A 24,958-nucleotide genomic window follows, 5' to 3' on the forward strand; every position below is an offset into this window, starting at 1 on the left:
TGCACCGCAGCTTCAGACCCCGCGCGGCGCATTTTGATTCCCGATCTCGTCATCATTTCTTCGATGCGACGAACGGATTGTGTGCGGTGCGGAATTCGACCCTCAGCGGCGTGCCCTGAAGCCGGAATATTTCCAGAAAATAGTGTTCGAGATAGCGCCGGTAACTTTCAGCAATATGTTCGAGTGCGGCGCCATGGATGACGATCACCGGCGGATTCATTCCGCCCTGATGGGCATAGCGCATCTTGGGCCGGAACAGGCCGTGTTTCGGGGGTGACTGTTTCTCGACCGCTGCCTGCAGCGCACGCGTCAACCTCGGCGTGGGCAGTTTGGTCATCGCAGCTGCGTAGGCGGCGTCCACAGCGCCGAACAGGCCACTGACCCCGAGGCCTTCGAGCGCAGAAATGTACAGATGGCGCGCAAAGCCGAGAAAACCCAGCTTGCGTGCGATTTCACGCTTGAAGATTTCGCGCCTGTAACTGTCTACGGCGTCCCACTTGTTGATGGCGAGCACCAGCGCACGGCCGCTTTCGACGATGAAACCGCCGATATGGGCGTCCTGATCGGACACTTCCTGCGTTGCATCGAGCACCAGCACACAAACATTGGCCTGCTCGATCGCCTGCACCGTCTTGATGACCGAAAACTTCTCGATCGTTTCGAACACCCGCCCCTTGCGGCGCAGCCCTGCGGTATCGATCAGCGTGTAGCGCTTGCCATTGCGTTCGAACGGGATGCTGATGGCGTCGCGCGTCGTACCGGCCTGGTCGAAGGCAATGACACGCTCTTCACCCAGCAGCGCGTTGATCAGCGTTGATTTTCCGACGTTCGGGCGACCGGCCACCGCAATCTTCGGGACGCGATCATCCGGCTCAACTTCGTCGTCGTCGGCAAACCCGCTCAGACAGTGATCAAGCAGGCTGCGCACACCTTCGCCGTGGGCGGATGAGATCACGTGCAGCTCACCCAGCCCGAGCTCGTGAAACTCGGCCGCGACGATTTCCTGCCGCATGCCTTCCGCCTTGTTCACCGCAACCACAAGCGGCTTGCCGACACGGCGCAGACGGGCCGCAATCTCCCGGTCGTGCGCAGTCAGACCGGCCCGGCCATCGACCAGGAATATGAGGATATCCGCTTCGGCGATGGCCTGTTCGGCCTGCGCCGCCATTTCGACCATGATGCCGTCGCGAGCGGTCGGTTCGAAACCACCGGTGTCCACGACGAGAAAAGGCCGGTCGCCGAGGCGGCCGGTGCCGTAATGACGGTCGCGCGTCAGACCGGGAAAATCGGCGACGAGGGCGTCTCGGGTTTTGGTCAGCCGGTTGAACAGCGTCGATTTACCGACGTTGGGGCGACCTACGAGTACCAGTACGGGTTTCAAGCTAGATCCTCAGCGGGCCGCCAGGGCCCGCACGATACCGGCGCGGCTCTGCGCCACGAAAGCGGTGCCGTACGGGCGCAACGACGCATTGACCGTGCTGCCGTCACCCTTGATCCGGGCGACGAAGGCACCATTCTCGGTGCTTAACAGATGCATCAGCCCCTCGCCATCGGCGACGGCTACAGCACCTTCGAGCGCCAACGGTCGTCCTGGATAGCGGCGCTTGAGCTTGTCCTGCTTCCACACGCTGGCGCCGGTCGCGCGGTCCAGCGCGTGAATCGCGCCATTGTCGTCGCTGACGTACAGGTTCTGGGCGTCGATGTCGATGCCGGCGGCACTCGATATGTCGCGTGTCCAGATCGACTTGCCGGTGCTCAGTTCGAAGCACGCCACACGCCCCTGAAAGGCCGAGGCGCACACATCGCGGCCGACGATGACCGGCAGGCTGGATACGTCGGCGATGCGTTCCAGTTCGGTCGCGCCGCGCGACAGTGCCACGTTGGATTCCCACACCGCTACACCTGTGCTGCGATTGATGGCAACGAGCTTGCCGCCCGGAAACCCTGCAATCAACAACGACGGTGTGCTGATCACACCGGCGTGGGTGCGCAGCGTGAGCGACGGATTCGGTCGCTGGTAATTCCACTTGCGCGCGCCATCGATCGCCGTGAACGCCTGGATGCGGCTATCGGCGCTGCGTACGAACACCATGTCATCGGTCACCAGCGGAGCACTGAGCACTTCGGAGCTCACGAGACCTTCCCACAGCGGCTTGCCATCAAGGTCGAACACCAGCACATCGCCCTTTTCAGTGCCCACGACCAGTTGCCGCTCGTTGGCGCCGATGCCGCCTGACAAGGGCTTGCCAGCGTTGATCTTCCAGACCTGCCTGCCGTCATCCAGACGGGCGATCGTGCCATCACGCGCAGCGACAAAGGTACTTTTGCCGATCACCGCAGGTTCGAAAACCGAATTGCCTGACTGGCCAACTTCATAGCGCCAAAGTTCGGTCACCGGAACACTGGCTTCAAGCGGCTCGAGTACCGGCATCTTGGGCTTGGGCGGGCCGCTGAACGGATTGAGGCTGTCGAGGCTGTCCAGCGTCGAGCCGCACCCCGCCAGCAGGGCGCAGGCCACCAGCAAAACGGTCAGTCGCGTCACCGGGCGCCACCGACCGCGTCGAGCTTGATCTCGACCACATTGCGATAGCCCTGCGGTGCAGCGCCGGCCAGCGCGCCGCCTGCCTTGGCGTTTTCGTCGATCTTCGTCAGTGCGGACTGATAGGCGGTGCGGGCTTCGTCCCGTTTGTCCTGCATCAGCAGCACGTCGCCGCGTGCTTCGAGAAAGCGCGCTTCAAGCGTGGGATCGACCTTGTCGTCGAGCTGTTTGTTCGCCTCGTCAAACGCCTGTTCCTCGATCAGCACATACGCCAGACGCAGGCGGCCGAGGTCGCGCAGCATGTTCTCCGGCGCATTCGCCTTGACCCATTCCAGCTGTGCGCGGGCGGTCTTGGTGTCACCGTTGTCGACATGCAGCTTGGCCGACAGCAGCGCCCCCAGGCTCGCATACGAGCTACCGCCGAAGTGTTCGGTCAGCTGGCCCGAGGTTTCGCGGGTTTTCTTCAGGTCACCGGCGAGGGCGGCATCCTGCAGCGCGTCGAACACGACACTGGCCTTCACCGACTGGTCACGGTTGTACCAGTTCCACGCCTGATAACCGATCAGCGACGCTGAAACCGCGATCACCGTCCAGGTGATCAGGTTGCCCCACGCCGCCCACCATGCCTTGATGGTCGAAAGCTGTTCCTGTTCTTCAAGATCGAGTGCTGCCATGTCCTGGACTCCTGTCCGGTATTTCCGGTTGTAGATTGATTTTCAGTGCAACAAAGGTTCTTCGTCGTCGGTGTCGTCGCCACCGAGCAGCAGCATGGCCAGATGTTCGGCCACGTCGTCACGGCTGATGCGCATCTGGTCACCACCGCGCAGGGGCTTGAATGTGACATCGCCTGATGCCACTTCGTCTTCGCCAAGTATCAGCGCAACCGCAGCGCCGGACGCATCCGCGCGCTTCATCTGTGACTTGAAGCTGCCTCCGCCACAATGCATCAGCGTGGCAAAGCCTGCGTCGCGCAGCTGCTCGGACAGCGCAAAAGCCTCCGCCTGGACACCTTCTCCCGAGTGGACGACATAGGCCTCCGGACGTTCGATCAGCGCGTCGGCCTGCACCGGATTCCACAGCGACAACAGACGTTCGATACCCATGGCAAAGCCGGCTGCCGGGGCCGGCTTGCCGCCGAGTTGCGAGACCAGTCCGTCGTAGCGACCCCCGGCACACACCGTTCCCTGGGCGCCAAGCTGGTCGGTTACCCACTCGAATACGGTGAGGTTGTAGTAATCCAGTCCACGCACCAGGCGCGGATTGATGCGGAACGGAATATTGGCAGCGCGCAGCGTGTCCTGGATGGCGGTGAAATGCGCCAGCGATGCTTTGCCCAGGTAGTCGGACAGCTTCGGCGCCGACTCGACGAGTGCCTGCATGGCAGGGTTCTTGGTATCGAGGATGCGCAGCGGATTGCTGTGCAGGCGGCGCTTCGCGTCCTCGTCCAGCTGTTCCTCGTGCGCCTCGAAATAGGCGATCAGTTCGGCGCGATGCTGCAGGCGCTCTTCTGGCGAGCCGAGCGAATTGATTTCCAGCCGGATGCCCATCAGGTCGAGATCGTCCCACAGGCGCTGGCACATCATGATCAGTTCGGCATCGACATCGGGCCCGGCGTAGCCGAGCGCTTCTACGCCGACTTGATGAAACTGGCGGTAGCGACCCTTCTGCGGGCGCTCGTGGCGGAACATCGGGCCCATGTACCAGAGCTTGCGCGGACTGTCGTACAGCAGGTTGTGCTCGGTCACCGCGCGCACGCAGGAGGCCGTGCCTTCCGGGCGCAGCGTCAGGTGTTCACCATTGAGGGCGTCTTCGAAGGAATACATTTCCTTCTCGACGATATCCGTCACTTCACCGATCGCGCGCTTGAACAACGGTGTGTGCTCGAGCAGCGGCATGCGGATCGGCCGGTATCCGTACGCGCGCAGCCAGTCGCGCACGATGGTTTCAAAGGCTTCCCAGCGTTCGGCTTCGTCCGGCAGGATGTCGTTCATGCCGCGAACGGCTTGCAGTTTGCTCATTGTTCTTTGTTCAGGCGCCGGTCTTGCCGGCGATCTTCCTGGTGTAGGTGCGGGCAACGTAGGCGTCGACGATGCCGCGGAATTCCGCAGAGATGTTGTCGCCCTTCAGCGTGACAGTCTTTTCGCCGTCCTCGAAAACGGGCGCCACCGGCGTTTCGCCCGTTCCCGGCAGCGAAATACCGATGTTGGCATGCTTGCTCTCACCCGGACCATTGACGACGCAGCCCATCACCGCAAGCGTCATCCGCTCGACGCCGTCGTACTGCGTTTTCCAGTCGGGCATCCGGTCGCGCACATAACTCTGGATGTCCGATGCCAGTTCCTGGAAAAAGGTGGAGGTGGTGCGTCCGCAGCCCGGGCAGGCCGCGACCATCGGCGTGAAGGCACGCAGTCCCATGGTCTGCAGCATTTCCTGGGCCACGATCACTTCCTTCGTGCGATCGCCGTTGGGCTCGGGTGTCAGCGATACGCGGATCGTGTCACCGATGCCCTGCTGCAGCAGTACCGCCATCGCCGCCGTAGATGCCACGATGCCCTTGGACCCCATGCCGGCTTCTGTCAGACCAAGATGCAGCGGGTAATCGCAGCGCTTTGCCAGCTCGCTGTAGATGGCGATCAGATCCTGAACGCCGCTCACCTTGCACGACAGGATGATGCGGTCTGGCGATAGTCCCCATTCGACCGCCTGCGCCGCGCTTTCCAGCGCCGAGGTGACCATGGCTTCCCGCATCACTTCGATAGCGTCCTTGGGCTGTGGCCGGCGGGCGTTTTCGTCCATCACGCGTGCCAGCAGGGTCTGGTCGAGGCTGCCCCAGTTCACGCCGATGCGCACCGGCTTGTCGTAACGGCAGGCGATCTCGATCAGCGCAGCGTATTGTTCGTCGCGCTTGCTTCCCTTGCCCACATTGCCCGGATTGATGCGCAGCTTGTCCAGAGCCTCGGCGCAGGCCGGATGTTCGCGCAGCAGCTTGTGGCCGTTGAAGTGGAAATCACCGACCAGCGGCACATCCACATTCATTTTCAGCAGCTGCTCGCGCACCCTCGGCACGGCGGCCGCGGCCTCCATCGTGTTCACCGTGATGCGCACGATTTCCGAACCGGCGCGTGCCAGCTGGGCCACCTGGATGGCTGTGGAGATATGGTCTTCGGTGTCGGTGTTGGTCATTGACTGCACCACCACCGGCGCTGCCGAACCGATCGTGATGCCCGCTACCCTGACCGAACGTGTCGCGCGGCGGACCAGCGAACTCATTGCTTGATCACCCATTACTCGAGCCTCAGTCGCGCGACATCAACCTTGATCGACGGCGCCAGGTCATGCGGCTGCCCATCGACCTTCAGGGTCACGGAACGCGCGTTTCCGATGACCAGAGAGACCGGGAAGGTGGCATTCACCGTCCGCGTGCTGCCGCGCCGGTTCAGTTCCGAGAGCAGGATGGCGTCGCTGGCGTCGCGAATTTCCACCCACGAGTCCGTAGTGAAGGTGAATTCGAGTCGGTGCTGTCCCGGTGCTGCCGCGCCAGCCGCCTCCGATACCATGTCCTGGACGACAGCGGCGGGGGCCGCTTCACTCGACAATTCAGCGGGCAGTGGCAGCGCATCGCTGGCCAACGCATCGGCTGGATCGAAGCGGACAACACCGTCCGTTGCTACCGGCGATGCGGAACCGTTGAGCGGCGACGCTTCGATCTGGGAAACGTCCGGCTGACCGGTGACCGGTACGTCCGGCCAGAACTCGAACCATACATACAAGGCAAGGCCTGCCAGCACCGGAACGCTCATCGCCAGCAGTGGCAACAGCCACTTGCGCCGGGCAGACTGTACCGGCATGGCGACACCGACATTGGCCTGTTCAATCAGCTGCGGCGTGGCACGTACATGCTGCTGGTCGAGACTGCCCAGCAGAGTCTGCGCGTCCAGACCGATCAGCGCTGCGTAGTTCCGGATGAAACCCCGAACGTAGGTTGGGCTCATCAGGCTGTCGAAATCATCCGCTTCAATGGCTTCCACCTGACGCGGTGCCAGCTTGATCGCACGTCCCACATTGTCGATGGACATGCCACGCGCTTCGCGCGCCTGCTTCAGTCGTGTGCCGACCGAGCCTGTTGGCGCATCGCGCGGCAGATCGACCACCTCGTCCTGCTCAGACATCAGTCGTAGTTCCCCTGCATCAGTTGCTGGTGTTCAGGCGTGCCGGCAAACCGGCGGCGCAACTGGCTGGCAAAACCGGCTTCGGACACCTTGTCGCCCAGTTTGCGTTCGATACGCACCGCAAGCCAGAGACTTTCCGCCACCGAATCGCGCTGCGCGTGGAAATTACTCAACTGCTTGCGCGCCTCGAGATAGCTGCCCTTGCGATACAGCAGCGCCGACAGGTTGTAGATCGCCTGCGTATTGCCCGGATCGGCATTTATCGCCAGCAGGAAATTCACTTCCGCCGTCTGCAGGTCATTCGCCTGCAATGCGCACAGCCCCGCATTCGTGTACGGACGGGTCGGTGTGGCGTACAGCGGATTCCTGACCGCCTCGTTGAACAATTGCATCGCACGTGCGGTGTCGCCGTCCTGGCACAGGAACCAGCCGTAGTTGTTGTTGATGTCCGGATCGCTCGATGCCAGACGCAAGGCTCGTTCGAAGTTGTCGCGCGCCTGCGGCTTCTCGCCAAGGTACATATGTGCCAGACCCATCAGGTTGTAGGCTGGGCCGTAGGACGAGTCATCGCGCAGCGCCATGCGCCCTTCTTCAAGCGCCACCGCCACGTTGCCCGCTTCGAGATAGGCCATGCCGAGTTCGGTATGCGACTTTGCACGGGTGCGCGCGGCGCCGGTCACGATCGGTTCGATCGGCTTGTATTCCGACGACTGAGCGCCGGTGCGGCTCTGCACGGTGGTGGTCGTATTCGGATTGCCGCCCGCTGAGCCGGCTGTAGTCCCGCTCTGGCCACCCGCACATCCGGCGAGCAAAACAACGAACGAAAGGACGGTCGCAACACCTGCTGAAAATCTGGTCACCGTGCTGGAACCTCCACGAGTGGAATGGTTTTCTGCGCACGTCGCGTGCGGTCGAGCACCTGACCGGCAAGTTGCCCGCAAGCGGCATCGACATCGTCGCCGCGCGTCTTGCGTGTCGTTGTGACGATGCCTTCCGCCATCAGGATGTCCGAAAACGCACGGATGCGCTCTTTCGACGACCGTCCGAACGGTGCCGCAGGAAACGGGTTGAACGGAATCAGGTTGTACTTGCACGGCACCTGTCGCGCAATCGCGACCAGTTCGCGCGCATGGGCGTCGCTGTCGTTCACGCCATCAAGCATCACATACTCGAAGGTGATGAAATCGCGCGGCGCGTGATCGAGGTAACGTACGCAGGCGGCAAGCAACTCGCGCAAGGGATACTTCTTGTTGATCGGCACCAGTTCGTCGCGCAGCGCGTCATTCGGCGCATGCAGCGAAACAGCCAGCGCGACCGGGCAGGCTTCGCCCAGGCGGTCCATGGCCGGCACGATGCCGGAGGTCGATACCGTCACCCGACGACGCGACAAGCCGTAGGCGTTGTCGTCCAGCATCAGGCGCAGCGCCTTCACCGTGGCATCGAAATTGGCCAGCGGTTCGCCCATTCCCATCATCACGACGTTCGAGATCACACGTTCGCCATCATTCTCGCCACCGCGTACGCCGCCCAGCGCGCGATTGGCCAGCCACAGCTGACCGATGATTTCCGATACCTCGAGATTGCGGTTGAAGCCCTGCTTGCCGGTCGAACAGAATGCACAATCGAGCGCGCAGCCCGCCTGGGTCGAAATGCACAGCGTGCCGCGACGCTCTTCAGGAATGAAGACGGTTTCGATGGCATTGCCGGCGCCGACATTGATCAGCCACTTGCGCGTGCCATCGGTGCTGGTGCTGTCGCGCACCGGCACCGGCGCCTCCACGCAGGCGATCTGTTCGAGTTTGGCGCGCAACGACTTGGCGACGTCGCTCATCTGAGCGAATTCCCCCTCGCCGTTGCGGTGAATCCAGCGCATGACCTGCCGCGCGCGAAAGGACTTTTCGCCAAGACCAGCGAAAAAGTCTGCGAACCCTTCGGCGTCGAACTGCAGCAGGTTGGTGCGGATCACGCGACGGCTCTCAGCGCGAGTAGACGTTCAGCGCGGGGAAGAAATAGGCGATTTCGACGGCGGCGGTTTCCGGCGCGTCCGAGCCATGTACCGCATTGGCGTCGATCGAATCGGCGAAATCCGCGCGGATGGTGCCGGGCGCGGCCTTTTTCGGATCGGTTGCGCCCATCAGGTCGCGGTTCTTCAGGATGGCGCCTTCACCTTCCAGCACCTGGATCATCACGGGGCCGGAAATCATGAAATCGACCAGATCCTTGAAGAACGGACGCTCGCGGTGAACTGCGTAGAAGCCTTCGGCCTCGGCGCGCGACAGATGGGTCATGCGCGATGCGGCGACCTTGAGCCCGGCGTCTTCGAAACGCTGGTAGATCTTCCCGATAACGTTCTTGGCGACGGCATCGGGCTTGATGATCGAAAGGGTGCGTTCTGCTGCCATGGTGAATCTCCGGAAAAATGCTGCGGGACGTAGAAGGACAACCATAGATTGTAGCAAGACCGGGGCCACAAGTCTTCGCCCTTGACGTCGCGAATTGGCGCCTCTGCTGTCCGACGGCGTCCTCTGCTTCAGGAGGTTATCGAAGTTTCAGTAATTACTGAAATTTGATGTATATTAACGAAACCGCAAACAGTCCTTGCAATCCACACGTTCATGACACCACTGGTACAGAGCTTTGTCGGCCACTTTGGCGAAATGGGCAGCCGCTGGGGCATCAATCGTACGGTCGGCCAGATCTACGCGTTGATCTTCGTGTCGCCGACTGCGCTGTGCGCCGACGAGATCGCGGACACGCTGGCCTGTTCGCGCTCGAATGTGAGCATGGGACTGAAGGAACTGCAGTCCTGGCGACTGGTGAAGATGAAGCACGTCGCCGGCGACCGGCGGGAGTTTTTCGAGGCGCCGACCGATGCCTGGGAAGTGTTCCGCACGCTGGCCGAAGAACGCCGACGGCGCGAGATGGAACCGACGCTGACCATGTTGCGTAGCGCGTTGCTTGAAGAACCGGGAAGCGAAGCCGACCGCATCGCGCAGGAGCGCATGCGCAGCATGCACGATCTGATCGATCTGTTGAGTACCTGGTTTGACGATGTACAGCGGCTCGATGCCCAGACGCTCGCCAAGCTCATGCGCATGGGTTCAAAGGTACAGAAACTGCTGGAACTGACCGGCCAGCTCAAATCCGGCAGCAAGGAGTGACCTCATGGATCTCGATCCCGTCCTGCTGGCGCGCATCCAGTTTGCGGCCAACATCACCTTTCACATCCTGTTTCCGACGATCACGATCGCGCTCGGCTGGATGCTGCTGTTCATGCGCTGGCGCTGGCTCAAGACAAACCAGCGTCCCTGGCTGACGGCCTACCGCTTCTGGACCAAGGTTTTTGCGCTCACTTTCGCGTTGGGCGTCGTCAGCGGCATCACGATGAGCTTCCAGTTCGGTACCAATTGGCCGGGCTTCATGGAAAAGGTCGGAAACATCGCAGGCCCGCTGCTTGGCTTCGAGGTGCTTACCGCCTTTTTCCTCGAGGCGACCTTCCTCGGTGTCATGTTGTTTGGCCATGGCCGCGTCAGCGAACGTATACATATGCTGGCCACCTTCCTGGTCGCCTTCGGCACCACGATGAGTGCCTTCTGGATACTGGTGCTCAACTCATGGATGCAGACGCCGGTCGGCTACGAAATCATCGACGGCGAATTCCACGTCACCAGCTGGCTGGAAATCATCTTCAATCCGTCTTTCCCGTGGCGCTTTGCGCACATGCTGCTGGCCTCCTTCCTGACCATGTCCTTCCTGGTGGCGGGCGTGTCGGCCTGGCAAGTACTGCGTCGCAAGGCCAACCCATCCAGTGCGGTGGCACTGCGTGCCGCACTGACGCTGGCCGCTCTGTTGATTCCGGTGCAGATCGTGGTCGGCGACATGCACGGCCTCAATACGCTGCAGCACCAGCCGCAGAAGATTGCTGCGATCGAAGGCGTGTGGGAGACCGAGAGGGGCGTCCCGCTGCTGCTGTTCGCACTGCCGAACGAGGCGGAACGGCGCAACGATCTCGCGATCGGCATTCCGAAGATGGCCTCTTTCATCCTGACCCACGAATGGGACGGCGAACTGAAAGGACTGAACGAGTTCGAGAACCATCCGCCCGTCAAACCCCTGTTTTTCGGTTTCCGCATCATGGTTGCGGTCGGCACGCTGATGCTGCTGGTCAGCTGGGTCGGATGCTGGATCCTGCGCCGCCATGGCTGGCAGCCTGAGCGAGCGCCGCGCTGGCTCATCGCATCGATTGCCGGCATGACCTTTTCGGGCTGGGTGGCCACCGTCGCAGGTTGGTATGTGACCGAAATCGGTCGTCAGCCCTGGATCGTGCAGGGCCTGATCAAGACCGCCGACGTAGCGTCTTCGACGCCTGCTCCCTACATCGCCCTGACGCTGGCCGGCTACCTGATCACGTATGCGGCGCTGATCGTCTGTTACATCGGCGTGCTGCGCTACATGGCCGAGAAGCCCTCCGATACCTATGACCCGGCGCCGAGCGGCGGTGCGAACGTACTCGGGAGCACGCAACTGGCGCGCAAGGCAGGTGAAGCATGACCTGGGCCGAATTTCTGCCGGTCATCTTCATGGGCCTGATGGGTCTGTCGATGTTCCTCTACGTGGTCCTGGATGGTTTCGACCTGGGTGTCGGCATGCTGCTGCATCGTGCCGACGACAGCCAGAAAGACATGATGATCGCGTCCATCGGTCCGTTCTGGGATGCCAACGAAACCTGGCTTGTGCTCGGCGTCGGCATTCTGCTGATCGCCTTCCCGAAAGCGCATGGGGTCGTGATGACTGCGCTCTATCTGCCGATTGCACTGATGCTGATCGGGCTCATCCTGCGCGGGGTCGCCTTCGATTTCCGGGTCAAGGCACAGGACACCCACAAGCCGCTGTGGAACCGTGGCTTCTTCATCGGCTCGACCGTCACTTCGGTGGCCCAGGGCTGGATGCTCGGACGCTTCATCACCGGCTTCGCGGAAGGTACGGCTTATGACCTGTTCGCGCTGGCCATCGCCATCGCCCTGCCCTGCGCCTATGTGCTGATGGGCGCCAGCTGGCTGGTGCTCAAGACGGACGGCGAGCTGCAGCGTCGTGCCGCACAGTGGGGCCGTACTGCACTGATACCGGTCATCATCGGTATGGGTCTCATTTCGCTGGCCACGCCCTGGGTCAGCAGCACGGTGGCCGAACGCTGGTTCAGCCTGCCGCAGCTGATCGGCCTGCTGCCCATACCGTTTGCCACCTTCGCCTGCTTTGTGGCGCTGTGGTGGACCCTTTCGGGCGCGCGCGCGCTGGGAACGTTGTGCTGGCTGCCGTTCATCCTGACCATCGGCGTATTCCTGATGGGTGGCCTGGGCCTGGCTTACAGCCTCTATCCCTATGTCGTGATGGACCGCATCACGATCTGGCAGGCCGCAAGTTCTACGGCTGCCCTCAACCTCATCCTCGCCGGCTGCGCCTTCACCGTGCCGGCCATCCTGGGCTACACCTTGTTCGCGCATCGCGTGTTCTGGGGCAAGGCCACCGAACTGCGCTACGGCTGACCGAATGACGGGAGGATGCCCATAGGCACCCGCCCGTCATCTTCAGCGCAGCAAGTCGCACCTTGAAGTCCCGGATTTCTTTGCGCAATCATCGTCCTCGCGGTGTGAAGAAATGCTTCAAGTATCCGACCGGAGCGTCCGCTAACCACGAATCCACAAGGCGTGCCGATCGCCTTGCTAAAAGTTCGCCACAAGCGGGCGCATAACGGAGGAATAAAAACATGCTGAACAGCCTTTTCGGGTCGAACTTGCATCAGGAAATCCAGAAGATTGCAGACAACGCATTGCGTGGCGACGGCTACGCACCCTCTGCGCGTGGCAGCGCACGACAGCGCGCGTTGCTGGGCTCGCTGGCAAATGCGCTCAATGGCGTGAAAAAGGGTCTGCACGTCGCGGAAGAACAGGTTGGGCAGCTGGAAGGCGATCTGGCGGCCGCGAAGGCTGAGCTGACTGAAGCGCGCGAGGCGGGCGATCGGGCGCGTACGCGTGGCGACATGATGGCGTCGGTGTCCGAAGCGGGTTTGTGGGAAGCCACGCCGGGCGACAGCCGAACTCTGGACCTGAAAGCGCCAGTCTGGTGGTCCGATACCGTCCGACACATGCTGGGCTTCGACAGCGAAGCCGACTTTCCGAACCGGCTCGAAAGCTGGTCGAGCCGCCTTCATCCGGATGACCGCAAGGCCACGCTGGAGGCGCTGAGCCAGGCATGGTGCAACCGCCGCGACGGCAGCTGGCCCGATATGCAGTACCGGATCGCCGCCAGGGATGGCAGCTACCGCTGGATACGCGGTCGCATGGTGACGGCCTTCGGCGCGTCCGGCCAGTCGCTGCGCATTGCCGGTTCAATGACCGACATCACTCAGCGCCGGGAAGATGAAGCGATGCTGGACGTCACGCTGACCCGCTTCACGCTGGCCAGTGAAATGCTCAACGACGGCATCTGGGATCTGGACGTCGTCGCTGGCGATCCGGTCAATCCGTCAAACACATTCTGGTGGTCGGATCAGTTCCGTCAGCTGATCGGCTTCGAGACCGAAGAGGAATTTCCCAACGTACTCGACAGCTGGGCCTCACGCCTGCATCCGGAAGAGAAACAGGCCGTTTTCAAGGCATTCATCGACCATCTGATGGACCGCAGTGGCCGCACACCCTACTGCATCGACTACCGGCTGCGCTGCAAGGACAACCAGTACCGCTGGTTCCGCGCCCGCGGCCGCACCCGGCGCGCCGCTGACGGCACGCCGCTGCGTGCGGTCGGCGCGCTAACGAGCATCGACAGCGAACTGAACGAACGCCATCTCCAGGAACTGGAACTGAACCAGCGCCAGCAACTGAAGGACAACGTCCAGAAAATCCACGAAATCGTCACGACGATCCGCGACATCGCCAGCCAGACGAACCGTCTGGCACTCAATGCGGCGATCGAAGCGGCGCGAGCCGGCGATGCCGGACGAGGCTTCTCGGTCGTGGCCGACGAGGTGCGTACGCTGTCCGAACGCACGCGCGAAGCGACTGAACAGATCGCCCATATCATCCCTGCGCAGGAAGTGATGCACTGAGTGTTCGCCGGCTGCCCAGGCAGCCTACTTGATCGAAAAATCGGCGCGAGCCGGTGATGCCTTGTCATCAGTTGTCTTCTCGCCGTTTTTCGCGACCGTATTCGGCGCAATGACGAACAGCCGTGCGTCATCGATCTTTGCCTGCTGCGCGAGATAGTCCTTCACCGCCTGCGCGCGCGCCAGGCCGAGCAGGCGAAGATCTTCGTCGCTCACTTCGGTATTGGTCATGATGAGCGTTTCCATCTCGCCGACCGGCAGGCTCTTCGTCAGCCCGACAATATTGCGCGGCTTCGGAAACGAGGCCGCTTTGTAAACCGTCTCCAGCAGATCCGGGTACTCGGCCGGATCAACCACCACCTCATTGACCGGCAACTTGCTTTTCGCCGCCTTGACTGCCTTCACCTTGTTGTCGAGCAGCGCACGGCGATAGCCTTCCGCGTCGGTCGCTCGGTCGGTACGGCCAGTCACTTCGATCTTCAATGCCGGCCGATCGGTCAGCGCCTTGCCAAGCGTATCGAGCTTGCCGCGCGCGGTGTCGCCGAGCGAAGCCCGGCCCGGTTCGAACGCGACGTGGTCGAGGTCGGCGTCGGATCCGAACAGCGATCCGAGCAATGCAAACGGCGATGTGACCGCCTTGACGATCAGGTTCACGATCACTTTCACCACCAGACCACCGATCGAGAACTGCGGATCAGACAGCGACCCGCTGATCGGCAGATGGATGTCGATGACGCCGTTGCGGTCCTTCAGCAGTGACACCGCGAGAAGAATCGGTGCCTTGATCGCGTCCGGGCTGTCGACCGGCGCGCCGAAGGTGAGCTGGTCGAGCACCACATTGTTCTGCGCCGTGAGCTGGTCATTCTCGATCTTGTAGGCGATGCTGACACTCATCTTGCCCTTCTCGATGCCGTAACCCACGTACTTGCCCGAGTAGGGCGAAAGCGGCGCCAGCTCGATGCCGCGCGCATTGGCCTTGATGTCGAGAAATAGCGGCCCGGCCAGCGGATTGATGCGTCCGGTGATGTCGATCGGCGCCGAACCTTCGACCACGCCGCGCAGTTCGACCTCGCCCGCGGTACCCGACTTCGAACTCAGGCCGGACACCCGCCCGCCAAGTTTCGACAATTGCGCGCGGTAGTTCGGCTTGATGAAGAAGTCGCTGAAATCAACCTGTCCGCCCTGCAACACAATCGTCTTCACGTCGACCGGCGGCCGCGCTGCATCGATCATCCTGGCCAGTGCGGCGCTCTGTGAGGCCGGTGGCTTGGGCTTGGCCGGCGGCGCGGCAACGATCGGCGCGATGGGTGGCGCAACCGACGTGGAGGCGCTGGCCGGCTGCTTCACAATGTCCTGCAGATTGAGCCGGCCCTCTTTCGACAGGATGATGCGGGCGAAGTAATCGGACAGCGCAACCTCGCCGACCGACAGCGACGACAGCAGGTCGGATTTGCTGCTGTCGAGCTTCAACGCCACCGCACCGATGAACAGCGAGCGCCACTTGAGCAGGTCGGAGGCGTGTATTTTGTCGGTCAGATGGACGTCGGCCACGGTCGTCTCGCCGTTCCATGACAAGGCCCAGCTGCCTGCCGGGGCGACCTGCACGCCCAGGTCACCGCGCAGGCTGACATTGCCGCGCAGCAATTCGGCGTTGAGCCGCTCGGCCATCCACGGTTGTCCTGCCAGCAGGTCAAGACGTCGCGCATCCAGTTTCAGGCCGGCCGACACCGGTTGCAGCGAAAAGCCGCCGCGCGCGCCGAACAAGCCGCCCGCTGCATCGCGAAACGCCAGATCGACACGCGACTTGAGGGTTTTGTCGGTGCCGATGTTGTCCACGGTCAACGCGATCTTGTCCAGTTCGACCACACCAGGCTTCTTCAGCGTGCGGTCCTCGAACCGGACCGCGCCGTCCGTCAGGCGGAAGGCACCGAGTAACGCGGTCCAGGGCACACCTTGCTGCGGCGAGTCGGCTGCGATCGATGCTGTTGCCATCGGCGGCGGCGGCGCCACGACAAGTCCTGCGAGATCGATGTTGCCATCGGCTTCGCGCGCGGCGCGCAGTTTCGGTTGCACGATGTCGAGCGCATCCACCTTCACCGTGCGGGCCGCCAGATCGACCGTTGCGCCGGACAGCACGATGTCGTCCGCCTGCGCGAACGGCTGCTTGGCGCCCTTGCGCACCAGCTTGAGCCCGGCCACCCCCGCCTCGGTCACGGTGACCTGACCCTGGGGCACGCCCTCGACCAGTGCGACCTTGAGCTTCGTACCCAGCCGCGCCTGCGCCTGTTCGATCATGAAGTCGAGCGACGCCGGCAGATACCCGGCAAAGCGCGGGATGTCGAGGCTGGCGACCGTCAGCTCTCCTTCGACAGTCATCGTCGAGGCTGTCGCACGGGCATCCACCGTGACCTGCAGACCGCCCTCGCCTTTTGCGTCGACCACCAGCGTGGCCGGCACGTCGCCCTGCAGTGAAAAGTCGCGCAGCACGATGTCGATCGGTTCGACGACAAAGGCGAACGGGCGCACCGGCAGCGCGTCGCTGACCCCGATGCGTGCCTGCACCACTTCGAACAGCGCTATCTTGATGTCCGGCTTCGTCGTCGCTGCCGCCTGCGACGCAGCGGCCGGAGCATCAGCCGGGGCGGGTTCGGCTTGCTCCGTCCTGGCCGATGGCACGAGCGACAACAGGTTGAGGCGGCCGTCCTTTGCACGCGCGACATCAATGTCCGGTTGGTCGATGCGGACGCTGGCGATGTCCACCTTGCCGATCAGCGGCTCAATTTCGTTGAGCACGACATCGAGCGCCGGCAGCTTGATCAACGCTGCACCGGACTTGTCGTCAAGTTTCAGATCGTGCAGGCCCAGGGTGCCGCGCAGCGTGATGCGCGGCTCGCCTTTCAATGGCTGCCGGAAACCGATCTCGATGTCGGTATCAAGCGTGCCAGCGGCAATGCGGAAATCCAGCGGTACCGGAGAGTATTCGTCGCTTCGCGCCAGGCCCAACGCCTTCAGTTCCAGCTTGAGCGTCGCTTCGCGCTCGTCGATGAAGGGCCGCACCTTGCCCTGTAACGCAAATGCTGCGTCGTTGACCCGCGCGGAGATCGACGGCTCGACATGAAGCTCGATGTCGGACGGCAGATTGGACACGAAGGGCAGACCGATTTCGATGTTGCTGATCGTATGCTGCCGCCCCAATGGCTGGTCATCGATATCGATGTGACCGCCGCGCAGGACGATGTTGTTGATCGAGAAGCGCGCCGGCTCGTCGTCGGTCGGGGGTTGATCGAGAATCTTGTTCAGTACGTCGCTGAAGTTGTAGGTCGATGAATCGATGCGCGCAAGCCGGACGCGCAGCTGATCGATCTCTACCGAGCGCACGATCGGCGCGCCACGGAATACCGAAGACCACTCCACATCCACCGCCAGCCGGGCAAGGCTCAGCGCCTCGGTTTCTTCGTTCGCCTCCAGGACGCGCAGGCCGACCAGAGACATTTCGAGCGTATAGGGGTTGATCGATACCTCGTTCAGCGTGAGCTGTCGGCCGAGAAACTCCGAGCCGTGCTTTTCTGCCAGTGACCGCACGACGTGCGGCGCTGCAAAGAATCCGAACAGGCCGAACAAGACCAGAAAAATGATCAAACCGATCAAGGTCTTGCGAAGGCGTGGGCGGGAATCAAGAATGTGGACAGGCATGCTGCATCCATCGGGCACGGGGAAAACGGAGCGTATCACCGCCCGGCACCGGCGGAGGCCCGGGAACCTGCGATGACTGTCGCCGCGGACGGCACTCAAGTGCCTGCGGGTCCGGGCCGATAACCACAACGATCCTCCTGTTTCCGGACACGCCGCCGTTTATGTCAGATCTCATCGGATCAGTCGCCAATCTCACCGGATACCGTGACCGCGATCTCATCGACAGTACCTTTGTTTCGGTACTGGGGGATTGGCTCGACCCGATGCGGCTGAATCTGTACCGCTGCGTCGGCGACGGTTCAGACCTGCGTCTTCTGCTGCAGGCGGCTATGGCAAAAGGTCAAGGCATGGTTGCGGCGGACCCTTCCTGGACACCACTCGAAGCGCTGCCACAGCTGTTGTCGCGCCCCCAGTTCGAACAGGCTTTCGCACAGGACGAACCGCTGCTTGATCTGCCGCTGCGCGACGATGACGGTCCGTGGCTCAATCTTTTCGCGGTATGGGCCGGGCCACGACGCTTCGGCATCATCGAACTGATCAGCGAACAGCCTCTGCTGGCAGTTCAGCTCCGGCTGGTGACCGGCCTGCTGAAGATATATCGCAACCAGATCACGCTGCTCGACTACAGCGAACGCGACAGCCTGACAGGTCTGCTGAACCGCAAGACCTTTGATGAACAGTTCCTGAAATGCATCGAACCGACAAAGGACGACAGGCCTTTGTCCTGGTGGCTGGGCGTCATCGATATCGACCATTTCAAACAGGTGAATGACAACTTCGGTCACCTGATCGGCGACGAGGTCTTATTGCTCGTGGCCCGCCTGCTGCGCAGTGCTTTTCGCCAGAGCGAGCAGCTGTATCGTTTCGGCGGCGAGGAATTCATCGTGCTGCTGCGTGCCGAGCACGAAGGCGAGGCCATGCTCGCCTTCGAGTTCTTCCGCGAACAGCTTGCAGGCTTCAATTTCCCGCGGGTCGGCACAGTCACCGCGAGCGTCGGGTTCACGCGCGTTCGCGCGATGGACAATGCGAGCAGCGCGGTGGACCGTGGCGACCGCGCCGTGTATCACGCGAAGAAGCACGGGCGCAACCAGGTGCATTCGCACGAGGCTCTGCTGCGCAGCGACGAACTGCTCGAGGTGGACAACTGCGGCGAAATCGAACTGTTCTGAACCGACTCGCAGACTGTTCTCTACGGAACGCGAATCGGGCGACAAAAGAAAAGGGCCGCATATGAGCGGCCCCTTCTTTGACCGAGGCGCATGCAGCGCCCCGATTATTGCTGGCGGAGTGGACGGGACTCGAACCCGCGACCCCCGGCGTGACAGGCCGGTATTCTAACCAACTGAACTACCACTCCTTGTTGGTGCCGGCACTAGCATTTCCGGACTCACTTGACTGACCAGCGAAATCACTGGCGTCCCCACGGGGATTCGAACCCCGGTACCTACCGTGAAAGGGTAGTGTCCTAGGCCTCTAGACGATGGGGACCTAGTTTTTGCTTCTTTTGCTTCTTCTCTTTCGCTTGGTGGAGGTAAGCGGGATCGAACCGCTGACCTCTTGCATGCCATGCAAGCGCTCTCCCAGCTGAGCTATACCCCCGTCGAAAGAGACGCGCATTATAAGCAGTCCGGGCGCTTTGTAAAGTGAGCCAGCCGATTATTTTTGCCCGACACGCTCATGCATTCCATCGGAGTAGGTGTTTAGCATATAAGGGGGCACCTTCAGTTCAAAGGCGGTGGCAGCAGTTTTCCTGGATTCATCAGCGCGTGCGGATCCAGCGCGCGTTTCACCGCGCGCATCAGGTCGAGCTCCACCGGACTTTTGCACTCAGCCAGCAACTGTGTCTTGAGCTGGCCGATGCCGTGCTCGGCGGATACAGACCCCTCCAGCACGCGCACCGCTTCGTAGACGAGCGCGTTGGCAGTCACAGCGTCGGCCAGTAGACGCGCATTGTCGTCTGCCTGCGGGAAGGACAGGTTGTAGTGCAGGTTGCCGTCGCCGGCATGGCCGAACACCACGATACGTACGCCGGGCAACGCCTGCGCGATGCGCTCGCCCGCCTGATCGATGAAACGCGCAATCGCGCTGACCGGCACGCTGATGTCGTGCTTGACGCTGAATCCCTCGATGCGCTGCGCCTCGGAAATGTTTTCGCGCAGCGCCCACAGTGCAGCCGCCTGCGAAAGATCTTGCGCGATCACTGCATCGCACACCACTCCCTGCTCCATCGAGGCCCCCAGAATCTCACCCAGTCGCTCATCGAGCCCGGGCTGGTTACCTGACAGCTCGATCAGCGCATACCAGGGCGCAACGCCGGACAAGGGGTCGCGCGTGTCTGGCATGTGCTTGAGCACCAGTGTCAGCGCCTCGCGCCCGACCAGTTCGAAAGCGTTGAGTACGTCACTTGCCTGGGCGCGCAGCTGCGCCAGCAGATCGATCGCACGCTGGACATCATCCATCGCCACCCAGGCAAGCGCGGAGTGGGCCGGCAGCGGCGACAGCTTCAGCACAGCGGCACTGATGAAGCCCAGCGTGCCCTCGGCGCCAATGAACATGTGCTTGAGGTCATAGCCTGTATTGTCCTTGCGCAAGGCGCGCAGACCGTCCCATATACGACCGTCGGGCAGCACGACCTCCAGTCCGAGCACCTGGTCACGCGCATTGCCATGACGCAACACATGCACGCCGCCCGCGTTGGTCGACAGGTTGCCGCCGATTTCGCACGATCCTTCCGACGCGAGGCTGAGCGGAAAGAGCAGGCCGGCATCGCGCGCGGCCGTCTGAACCGTAGCCAGCTTGCACCCTGCTTCCACAGTGATCGACGCGTTATCGCGGTCCAGCGCCCGGATGCGGTTCAGGCGCGACAGATTGACCAGCACCTCGCCCTGCCCTGCGCGCGGCGTGGCGCCGCCGCACAGGCCGGTATTGCCGCCCTGCGGCACCATGGGCAGCCCGGCGTCGGCACACAGCCGCACGACGCGTGACAGCTCGTTGGTCGTCGCCGGGCGCACGACGCACAGCGCATCGCCGATGTAGCGGCCGCGCCAGTCGGTAAAGTACCGGGCGGTATCGCCTGCGGCAGACAGAACATGGGCATCGCCGACGATGTCGCGCAGCCTGGTGAGCGCGTCAGCGATGCGCTCGCGCTCCATCGTCAGTCCTCGATGACCAGCTCGGCGTACAGGTCATGCACATCGCAGTCGGTGATGCGTACGCGCACGAAGTCGCCGACATCGAGGTCCTGCCCGTCAAGAATGTGCACCAGACCGTCTATGTCCGGCGCGTCGCCCTCGCTGCGTGCGAGGGCACCATCGTCATCCACTTCGTCAACCAGCACGATCATTTCGCGATCGATCTTCTCTTCGAGACGTTGCGTGCTGATGTCTTCCTGGAACTCCATCAGACGCTGCCTGCGCTCTTCGCGCACCTCTTCCGGCACCGCGCCCGGCAGATCGTTGGCAGTCGCGCCATCGACCGGCGAATAGGCGAAGCAGCCGACGCGGTCCAGCCGCGCTTCACCGAGGAACTGCAGCAGTTCTTCGAATTCGGCGTCTGTTTCGCCCGGAAAGCCGGCGATGAAGGTGCTGCGTATCGTGATGTCCGGACAGATTTCGCGCCAGGCGCGGATGCGTTCCAGATTGTTCTCGGCATTGGCCGGGCGCTTCATCGCCTTCAGGATGCGCGGGCTGGCGTGCTGGAACGGTACGTCGAGATAGGGAAGTATCTTGCCTTCGGCCATCAGCGGCAGGATGTCGTCGACGTGCGGGTACGGGTATACATAATGCATGCGTACCCAGATGCCCAGTTCGCCCAGCGCACTGGCCAGATCGTACAGTTTGGTGCGCAGCGGCTTGCCGCCCCAGAAACCGGTTCGGTACTTCACGTCAACACCGTAGGCGCTGGTGTCCTGCGACACGATCAGCAGCTCGCGCACTCCGGCGTCGCGCAGCGTTTCCGCCTCTCGCATCACGTCACCGATCGGACGGCTGACCAGGTCGCCGCGCATCGATGGAATGATGCAGAAACTGCAGCGGTGGTTGCAGCCTTCGGAAATCTTCAGGTAGGCATAGTGCGACGGCGTCAGCCGGATGCCCTGAGGCGGCACCAGGTCGGTGAACGGGTCGTGCGGCTTCGGCAGATGGCGATGCACCGCATTCATGACCTCCTCGGTCGCATGCGGACCGGTCACCGCCAATATCTGCGGATGCGTCTCCAGCACCTGCTGGCGCTTCGGCCCTTCGGCACCCATGCAGCCGGTCACGATGACCTTGCCGTTCTCGGCCAGGGCTTCGCCGATCGCGTCCAGCGACTCCTCGACCGCAGCATCGATGAAGCCACAGGTGTTCACCACGACGATGTCGGCACCGTCGTAGGTCGGAGAGATGTCGTAGCCCTCGGAGCGCAGCCGGGTCAGGATGGATTCGGAGTCTACCGTGGCCTTGGGACACCCAAGGCTGAGGAAGCCCACACTCGGATTCTTGCTCATGAAGCACTCGATAGGAAATCAACGCGCAAGTATACCGCCCCGCTCGTCCCGGACCGCTTGGAACGGCGGCCGGACGTGGTCGATCATGTCAGGCGGCAGATCGGCCTGGGGCGGCATCGAACCAAGGCGGCGAAAGCCCATCGATCCGAGCATGCGGAGCGAAGCCAGATTGTCGCGGTGCGCTGCAGCATGCACCGGCCGTTCGTCGCCCAGACTGGCGACAAACCCGAGCACGGACAGACAGGCCTCGCGAGCAAATCCGTTCCCCCAGTGCGCGCGGGCGAGGAAATAGCCGATCTGCAGGTCGCCGTTGCGCCGTTGCCCGAGTTGCAGGAAGCCGACCGGCTCGCCTGTTCTGAGACGGATCACGTGCTTGATGCGGTGCGCGTCGTTGGCAATCACGCTGCGCACCCAGCGTCCGGCGTCGAAAGGCAGCGGAATGTCGGGGATATAGCGGAAGATCGACGTGTCGGCTGCGATCAGTGCGAGATCGGATACGTCGTCATGCGTCATCGGCACCAGCACAAGTCGGCCGGCAAGCAGGGAGGCATTGATCAACGCGGCATGTCCGCAGACGACAAAGCCGACCCTGCGGATCGGCTCTGGGTGGTGCGCCCGGTCATTCGTCGCCGCTTACTTGGCCGGAGGCGGACCCTTGTCGCCGCTTTGCGGCGGCGTGAAGCCCGGGAATTTGAAGCCGGACATCATCGAACGCGTCTGCTGTTCAATCTGTTCCTGCATCTGCACGAACATGCGCTTGCTCTGTTCCATGTAGGCACCCATCATGCTCTGCATGGCGGGACCCTGGAAGTTCAGGAACTGGGCCCACAGATCCTTGCTCATGGCGTTGTTGTCGCCGTAGATGGCGCGCGCCTGATCCTGCAACTTGGACTGGACGTCGGTGAATGCCTTGATGTTGCCCTCAAGGTACTTGCCCATCATGCCCTGCATCGCGTTGCCGTAGAAGCGGATCATCTGCGACAGCAGGTCGGAGGTGAACATCGGCACGCCTTCACTCTCTTCTTCGATGATGATCTGCAGCAGTATGCTGCGCGTCAGGTCGTCGCCGGTTTTGGCATCGACAACCTGGAATTCCGCGTTTTCAAGGACCAATTCCTTTACGTCGGACAATGTGATGTAGGAACTCGTACGGGTATCGTAAAGCCGGCGGTTGGGGTACTTCTTGATCAGCCTGTGGGTGGAACTGGTCCCCTCGCGGCTTTGCGAAACGCTCATTGTGTCCTGTCCTCGCTCGATGGCTCTGCGTCGGGACGGTGGGTTCCGTCCGCAACATTTTTGATCATACAGCAAGCAAAGGCCTTATGCGGCAGTGCCGCATAAGGCCTTTGCTTTGATACTTTGCGCCCTGATTGTTCAGACGCCAAGGCTTACTGGTAGTAGAGCCCGCCGTTGATGTTCAGCGTTGCGCCGGTGACATAACCTGCCAGCTCCGACGCAAGATAAGACACCGCCGCACCGATTTCTTCCGGCTTGCCCAGGCGCTTCATCGGCACCGAGTCGATGATGCTCTGGCGGATGTCTTCGCGGATCGACATGACCATTTCGGTGCCGACGTAGCCCGGCGAAATGGCATTCACGGTGACGCCCTTGGTTGCCATTTCTGCTGCCAGTGCCTTGGTGAAGCCGATCACGCCGGCCTTGGCTGCCGAGTAGTTCGTCTGGCCTGCCTGACCCTTGACGCCATTGACCGACGAAATGTTGATGATGCGTCCCCAGCCACGCTCGGCCATGCGGCCAGCGACCTGATGAGTCACATTGAACAGGCTGTCGAGATTGGTGGTCAGCACTGCATCCCACTGGCCCTTGTCCATTTTCGAAAAGAACTTGTCGCGGGTGATGCCGGCATTGTTGACGACGACGTCCACCGGCCCGAAATCCTGTTCGACCTTTTCGATCATGGCCTTGCAGGACTCATAGTCCGACACGTCACCTTCGGCGGCCTTCAGGTCGAAACCTTCCGTCTGCATCTTCGTCAGCCACTCGTCCTTCTGCGGGAAACCCGGCAGACAGTTGGCCACCACGGTGTAGCCGTCCTTTGCCAGTGCCTTGCAGATTGCCGTGCCCAAGCCGCCCATACCGCCGGTTACCAGCGCCACTCTTTTCGTCATCTCTCATCTCCCAGCCAGCTGCGTCAGTGAGCTTCCACCCCCGCCGGACGGGGTGGAAGTTTTGCGCGGAAATCCGCGCTGGCGGTCAGGCCATATGCTGACCACCGTTGATTGCAATGTTGGCGCCTGTCACAAAAGCGGCTTCGTCGGACGCCAGATAGGCCACCAGGCCTGCGATTTCTTCCGGCTTTCCCAGACGCGACACCGGAATCTGCGGCAGGATCTTGCTGTCGAGGATGTCCTGCGGAATCGCCATCACCATCTTGGTGCCGATGTAGCCCGGCGAAATCGTGTTCACGGTGACGCCGTTGCGCGCAACTTCCAGCGCAAGCGCCTTGGTGAAGCCATGCATGCCGGCCTTGGCTGCTGAATAGTTGGTCTGGCCGAAGGCACCCTTCGAGCCATTGACCGACGACACATTGATGACGCGGCCCCACTTGCGCTCGGTCATGCCGTCGATGACCTGCTTGGTCATGTTGAAGCAGGAGTCGAGATTGGTCGAAATCACTACTTTCCAGTCCGCTGCCGTCATCTTCTTGAACGTCATGTCGCGGGTGATGCCGGCGTTGTTCACCAGCACATCCACTGGTCCCACTTCCTTGGTCACGGCTTCCACGCACGCCTTGCACGAATCGAAATCGGACACGTCGCACGCATAAGCCTTGAATCCGTAGCCCATGTTGTTCATCGACTGCAGCCATTCGGCTGCTTTCGTATTGCCCGGGCTGTGCGTGGTGACCACGCGGAAACCCAATGCAGCGAGCTTGATGCAGACCGCTTCGCCCAGTCCGCCCATGCCGCCCGTTACCAGTGCAACTCTTGCCATGCTTGTCTCCTCCGATT

Annotated in this window: 21 protein-coding genes and 3 tRNA genes; 5 read left to right on the forward strand and 19 right to left on the reverse strand. The window is 62.1% G+C overall.

Translation table 11 applies throughout. From position 1 onward, the window contains the following. Positions 1-52: 52 nt before the first annotated feature. The 9 genes from der to ndk form a co-directional block, all read right to left on the reverse strand. Entirely contained in the window at positions 53-1,381 is a 1,329-nt protein-coding gene (der, locus tag Q8R75_RS16400; RefSeq protein ID WP_305613100.1) for a ribosome biogenesis GTPase Der, read from the reverse strand. Between the two features lie 9 nt (positions 1,382-1,390). Beyond that, positions 1,391-2,542 (reverse strand): outer membrane protein assembly factor BamB, encoded by a 1,152-nt coding sequence (bamB, locus tag Q8R75_RS16405; protein WP_305613101.1) that lies wholly within the window; start codon positions 2,540-2,542, stop codon positions 1,391-1,393. After that, positions 2,539-3,213 (reverse strand): tetratricopeptide repeat protein, encoded by a 675-nt coding sequence (locus Q8R75_RS16410; RefSeq protein ID WP_305613102.1) that lies wholly within the window; start codon positions 3,211-3,213, stop codon positions 2,539-2,541. Before Q8R75_RS16410 ends, bamB begins: the two co-directional genes overlap by 4 nt. Before the next feature lie 42 nt (positions 3,214-3,255). Beyond that, positions 3,256-4,557 (reverse strand): histidine--tRNA ligase, encoded by a 1,302-nt coding sequence (gene hisS, locus Q8R75_RS16415; RefSeq protein ID WP_305613103.1) that lies wholly within the window; start codon positions 4,555-4,557, stop codon positions 3,256-3,258. Between the two features lie 10 nt (positions 4,558-4,567). Beyond that, positions 4,568-5,809 carry a flavodoxin-dependent (E)-4-hydroxy-3-methylbut-2-enyl-diphosphate synthase gene (ispG, locus tag Q8R75_RS16420; protein ID WP_305613104.1) on the reverse strand — a complete coding sequence of 414 codons (1,242 nt, stop codon included), beginning with the start codon at positions 5,807-5,809 and terminating at the stop codon, positions 4,568-4,570. A gap of 14 nt (positions 5,810-5,823) precedes the next feature. Continuing rightward, positions 5,824-6,708 carry a RodZ domain-containing protein gene (locus Q8R75_RS16425; RefSeq protein ID WP_305613105.1) on the reverse strand — a complete coding sequence of 295 codons (885 nt, stop codon included), beginning with the start codon at positions 6,706-6,708 and terminating at the stop codon, positions 5,824-5,826. Further along, on the reverse strand, positions 6,708-7,442 hold the full coding sequence (gene pilW / locus Q8R75_RS16430) for a type IV pilus biogenesis/stability protein PilW (RefSeq protein ID WP_305663795.1): 735 nt from the start codon (positions 7,440-7,442) through the stop codon (positions 6,708-6,710). Before pilW ends, Q8R75_RS16425 begins: the two co-directional genes overlap by 1 nt. Positions 7,443-7,564: 122 nt before the next feature. Beyond that, positions 7,565-8,674: a 23S rRNA (adenine(2503)-C(2))-methyltransferase RlmN gene (gene rlmN, locus Q8R75_RS16435; protein ID WP_305613107.1), complete on the reverse strand. Its 1,110-nt coding sequence runs from the start codon at positions 8,672-8,674 to the stop codon at positions 7,565-7,567. Between the two features lie 10 nt (positions 8,675-8,684). Then, positions 8,685-9,110, reverse strand: a complete 426-nt coding sequence (gene ndk / locus Q8R75_RS16440) for a nucleoside-diphosphate kinase (RefSeq protein ID WP_305613108.1) — start codon at positions 9,108-9,110, stop codon at positions 8,685-8,687. Positions 9,111-9,323: 213 nt separating this feature from the next. Between ndk and Q8R75_RS16445 the strand changes: the two genes are divergently transcribed. From Q8R75_RS16445 to Q8R75_RS16460, 4 genes are all read left to right on the forward strand, one after another. Continuing rightward, positions 9,324-9,869, forward strand: a complete 546-nt coding sequence (locus tag Q8R75_RS16445; protein WP_305613109.1) for a GbsR/MarR family transcriptional regulator — start codon at positions 9,324-9,326, stop codon at positions 9,867-9,869. Positions 9,870-9,873: 4 nt separating this feature from the next. Further along, the gene (locus tag Q8R75_RS16450) at positions 9,874-11,259 is read left to right on the forward strand and encodes a cytochrome ubiquinol oxidase subunit I (RefSeq protein WP_305613110.1); all 1,386 of its coding nucleotides are present in this window, start codon (positions 9,874-9,876) and stop codon (positions 11,257-11,259) included. Next, positions 11,256-12,251 carry a cytochrome d ubiquinol oxidase subunit II gene (locus Q8R75_RS16455; RefSeq protein ID WP_305613111.1) on the forward strand — a complete coding sequence of 332 codons (996 nt, stop codon included), beginning with the start codon at positions 11,256-11,258 and terminating at the stop codon, positions 12,249-12,251. Before Q8R75_RS16450 ends, Q8R75_RS16455 begins: the two co-directional genes overlap by 4 nt. 221 nt (positions 12,252-12,472) lie before the next feature. Further along, a complete protein-coding gene (locus tag Q8R75_RS16460) occupies positions 12,473-13,810 on the forward strand; it encodes a PAS domain-containing protein (protein WP_305613112.1) in 1,338 nt (445 codons plus the stop codon). A 24-nt stretch (positions 13,811-13,834) separates the two neighbouring features. Here Q8R75_RS16460 and Q8R75_RS16465 read toward each other — a convergent pair whose 3' ends face one another. After that, complete coding sequence (locus Q8R75_RS16465; protein ID WP_305626181.1) at positions 13,835-17,500, reverse strand: DUF748 domain-containing protein; 3,666 nt, start codon at positions 17,498-17,500, stop codon at positions 13,835-13,837. Positions 17,501-17,661: 161 nt separating this feature from the next. On the opposite strand from Q8R75_RS16465, the gene Q8R75_RS16470 reads away from it, so the two are divergent. Next, positions 17,662-18,669, forward strand: coding sequence for a GGDEF domain-containing protein (locus tag Q8R75_RS16470; RefSeq protein ID WP_305612779.1), 1,008 nt, complete (start codon positions 17,662-17,664; stop codon positions 18,667-18,669). 111 nt (positions 18,670-18,780) lie between these two features. On the opposite strand, the gene Q8R75_RS16475 is transcribed toward Q8R75_RS16470, so the two are convergent. From Q8R75_RS16475 to phbB, 9 genes are all read right to left on the reverse strand, one after another. Beyond that, positions 18,781-18,857: transfer RNA gene (locus tag Q8R75_RS16475), tRNA-Asp, on the reverse strand. A gap of 55 nt (positions 18,858-18,912) precedes the next feature. Next, positions 18,913-18,988 (reverse strand) — tRNA-Glu (locus Q8R75_RS16480). 35 nt (positions 18,989-19,023) lie between these two features. Then, a tRNA-Ala gene (locus Q8R75_RS16485) sits at positions 19,024-19,099 on the reverse strand. Positions 19,100-19,221: 122 nt separating this feature from the next. Continuing rightward, positions 19,222-20,652: an FAD-binding oxidoreductase gene (locus Q8R75_RS16490; RefSeq protein WP_305612778.1), complete on the reverse strand. Its 1,431-nt coding sequence runs from the start codon at positions 20,650-20,652 to the stop codon at positions 19,222-19,224. A gap of 2 nt (positions 20,653-20,654) precedes the next feature. After that, the gene (rimO, locus tag Q8R75_RS16495) at positions 20,655-21,986 is read right to left on the reverse strand and encodes a 30S ribosomal protein S12 methylthiotransferase RimO (protein ID WP_305612777.1); all 1,332 of its coding nucleotides are present in this window, start codon (positions 21,984-21,986) and stop codon (positions 20,655-20,657) included. Positions 21,987-22,004: 18 nt separating this feature from the next. Further along, positions 22,005-22,544 (reverse strand): GNAT family N-acetyltransferase, encoded by a 540-nt coding sequence (locus Q8R75_RS16500; RefSeq protein ID WP_305612774.1) that lies wholly within the window; start codon positions 22,542-22,544, stop codon positions 22,005-22,007. Between the two features lie 75 nt (positions 22,545-22,619). Beyond that, the gene (gene phaR, locus Q8R75_RS16505) at positions 22,620-23,222 is read right to left on the reverse strand and encodes a polyhydroxyalkanoate synthesis repressor PhaR (RefSeq protein WP_305612770.1); all 603 of its coding nucleotides are present in this window, start codon (positions 23,220-23,222) and stop codon (positions 22,620-22,622) included. A gap of 152 nt (positions 23,223-23,374) precedes the next feature. Continuing rightward, on the reverse strand, positions 23,375-24,115 hold the full coding sequence (locus Q8R75_RS16510; RefSeq protein ID WP_305612768.1) for a beta-ketoacyl-ACP reductase: 741 nt from the start codon (positions 24,113-24,115) through the stop codon (positions 23,375-23,377). Between the two features lie 85 nt (positions 24,116-24,200). Beyond that, on the reverse strand, positions 24,201-24,941 hold the full coding sequence (gene phbB, locus Q8R75_RS16515) for an acetoacetyl-CoA reductase (protein WP_305612766.1): 741 nt from the start codon (positions 24,939-24,941) through the stop codon (positions 24,201-24,203). Between the last annotated feature and the right edge of the window lie 17 nt (positions 24,942-24,958).

Origin of the sequence: Methyloversatilis sp., assembly GCF_030696805.1 — a bacterium.
Taxonomy (GTDB): Bacteria; Pseudomonadota; Gammaproteobacteria; order Burkholderiales; family Rhodocyclaceae; genus Methyloversatilis.

Bases quoted from the DNA above. Each gene is read 5' to 3' on its own strand.
- Q8R75_RS16410 (WP_305613102.1), bottom strand. From the start codon at position 3,213: ATGGCAGCACTCGATCTTGAAGAACAGGAACAGCTTTCGACCATCAAG.
- hisS (WP_305613103.1), bottom strand. From the start codon at position 4,557: ATGAGCAAACTGCAAGCCGTTCGCGGCATGAACGACATCCTGCCGGAC.
- ispG (WP_305613104.1), bottom strand. From the start codon at position 5,809: ATGAGTTCGCTGGTCCGCCGCGCGACACGTTCGGTCAGGGTAGCGGGC.
- Q8R75_RS16425 (WP_305613105.1), bottom strand. From the start codon at position 6,708: ATGTCTGAGCAGGACGAGGTGGTCGATCTGCCGCGCGATGCGCCAACA.
- ndk (WP_305613108.1), bottom strand. From the start codon at position 9,110: ATGGCAGCAGAACGCACCCTTTCGATCATCAAGCCCGATGCCGTCGCC.
- Q8R75_RS16445 (WP_305613109.1), top strand. From the start codon at position 9,324: ATGACACCACTGGTACAGAGCTTTGTCGGCCACTTTGGCGAAATGGGC.
- Q8R75_RS16450 (WP_305613110.1), top strand. From the start codon at position 9,874: ATGGATCTCGATCCCGTCCTGCTGGCGCGCATCCAGTTTGCGGCCAAC.
- Q8R75_RS16455 (WP_305613111.1), top strand. From the start codon at position 11,256: ATGACCTGGGCCGAATTTCTGCCGGTCATCTTCATGGGCCTGATGGGT.
- Q8R75_RS16460 (WP_305613112.1), top strand. From the start codon at position 12,473: ATGCTGAACAGCCTTTTCGGGTCGAACTTGCATCAGGAAATCCAGAAG.
- Q8R75_RS16465 (WP_305626181.1), bottom strand. From the start codon at position 17,500: ATGCCTGTCCACATTCTTGATTCCCGCCCACGCCTTCGCAAGACCTTG.
- Q8R75_RS16470 (WP_305612779.1), top strand. From the start codon at position 17,662: ATGTCAGATCTCATCGGATCAGTCGCCAATCTCACCGGATACCGTGAC.
- Q8R75_RS16490 (WP_305612778.1), bottom strand. From the start codon at position 20,652: ATGGAGCGCGAGCGCATCGCTGACGCGCTCACCAGGCTGCGCGACATC.
- rimO (WP_305612777.1), bottom strand. From the start codon at position 21,986: ATGAGCAAGAATCCGAGTGTGGGCTTCCTCAGCCTTGGGTGTCCCAAG.
- phaR (WP_305612770.1), bottom strand. From the start codon at position 23,222: ATGAGCGTTTCGCAAAGCCGCGAGGGGACCAGTTCCACCCACAGGCTG.
- Q8R75_RS16510 (WP_305612768.1), bottom strand. From the start codon at position 24,115: ATGACGAAAAGAGTGGCGCTGGTAACCGGCGGTATGGGCGGCTTGGGC.
- phbB (WP_305612766.1), bottom strand. From the start codon at position 24,941: ATGGCAAGAGTTGCACTGGTAACGGGCGGCATGGGCGGACTGGGCGAA.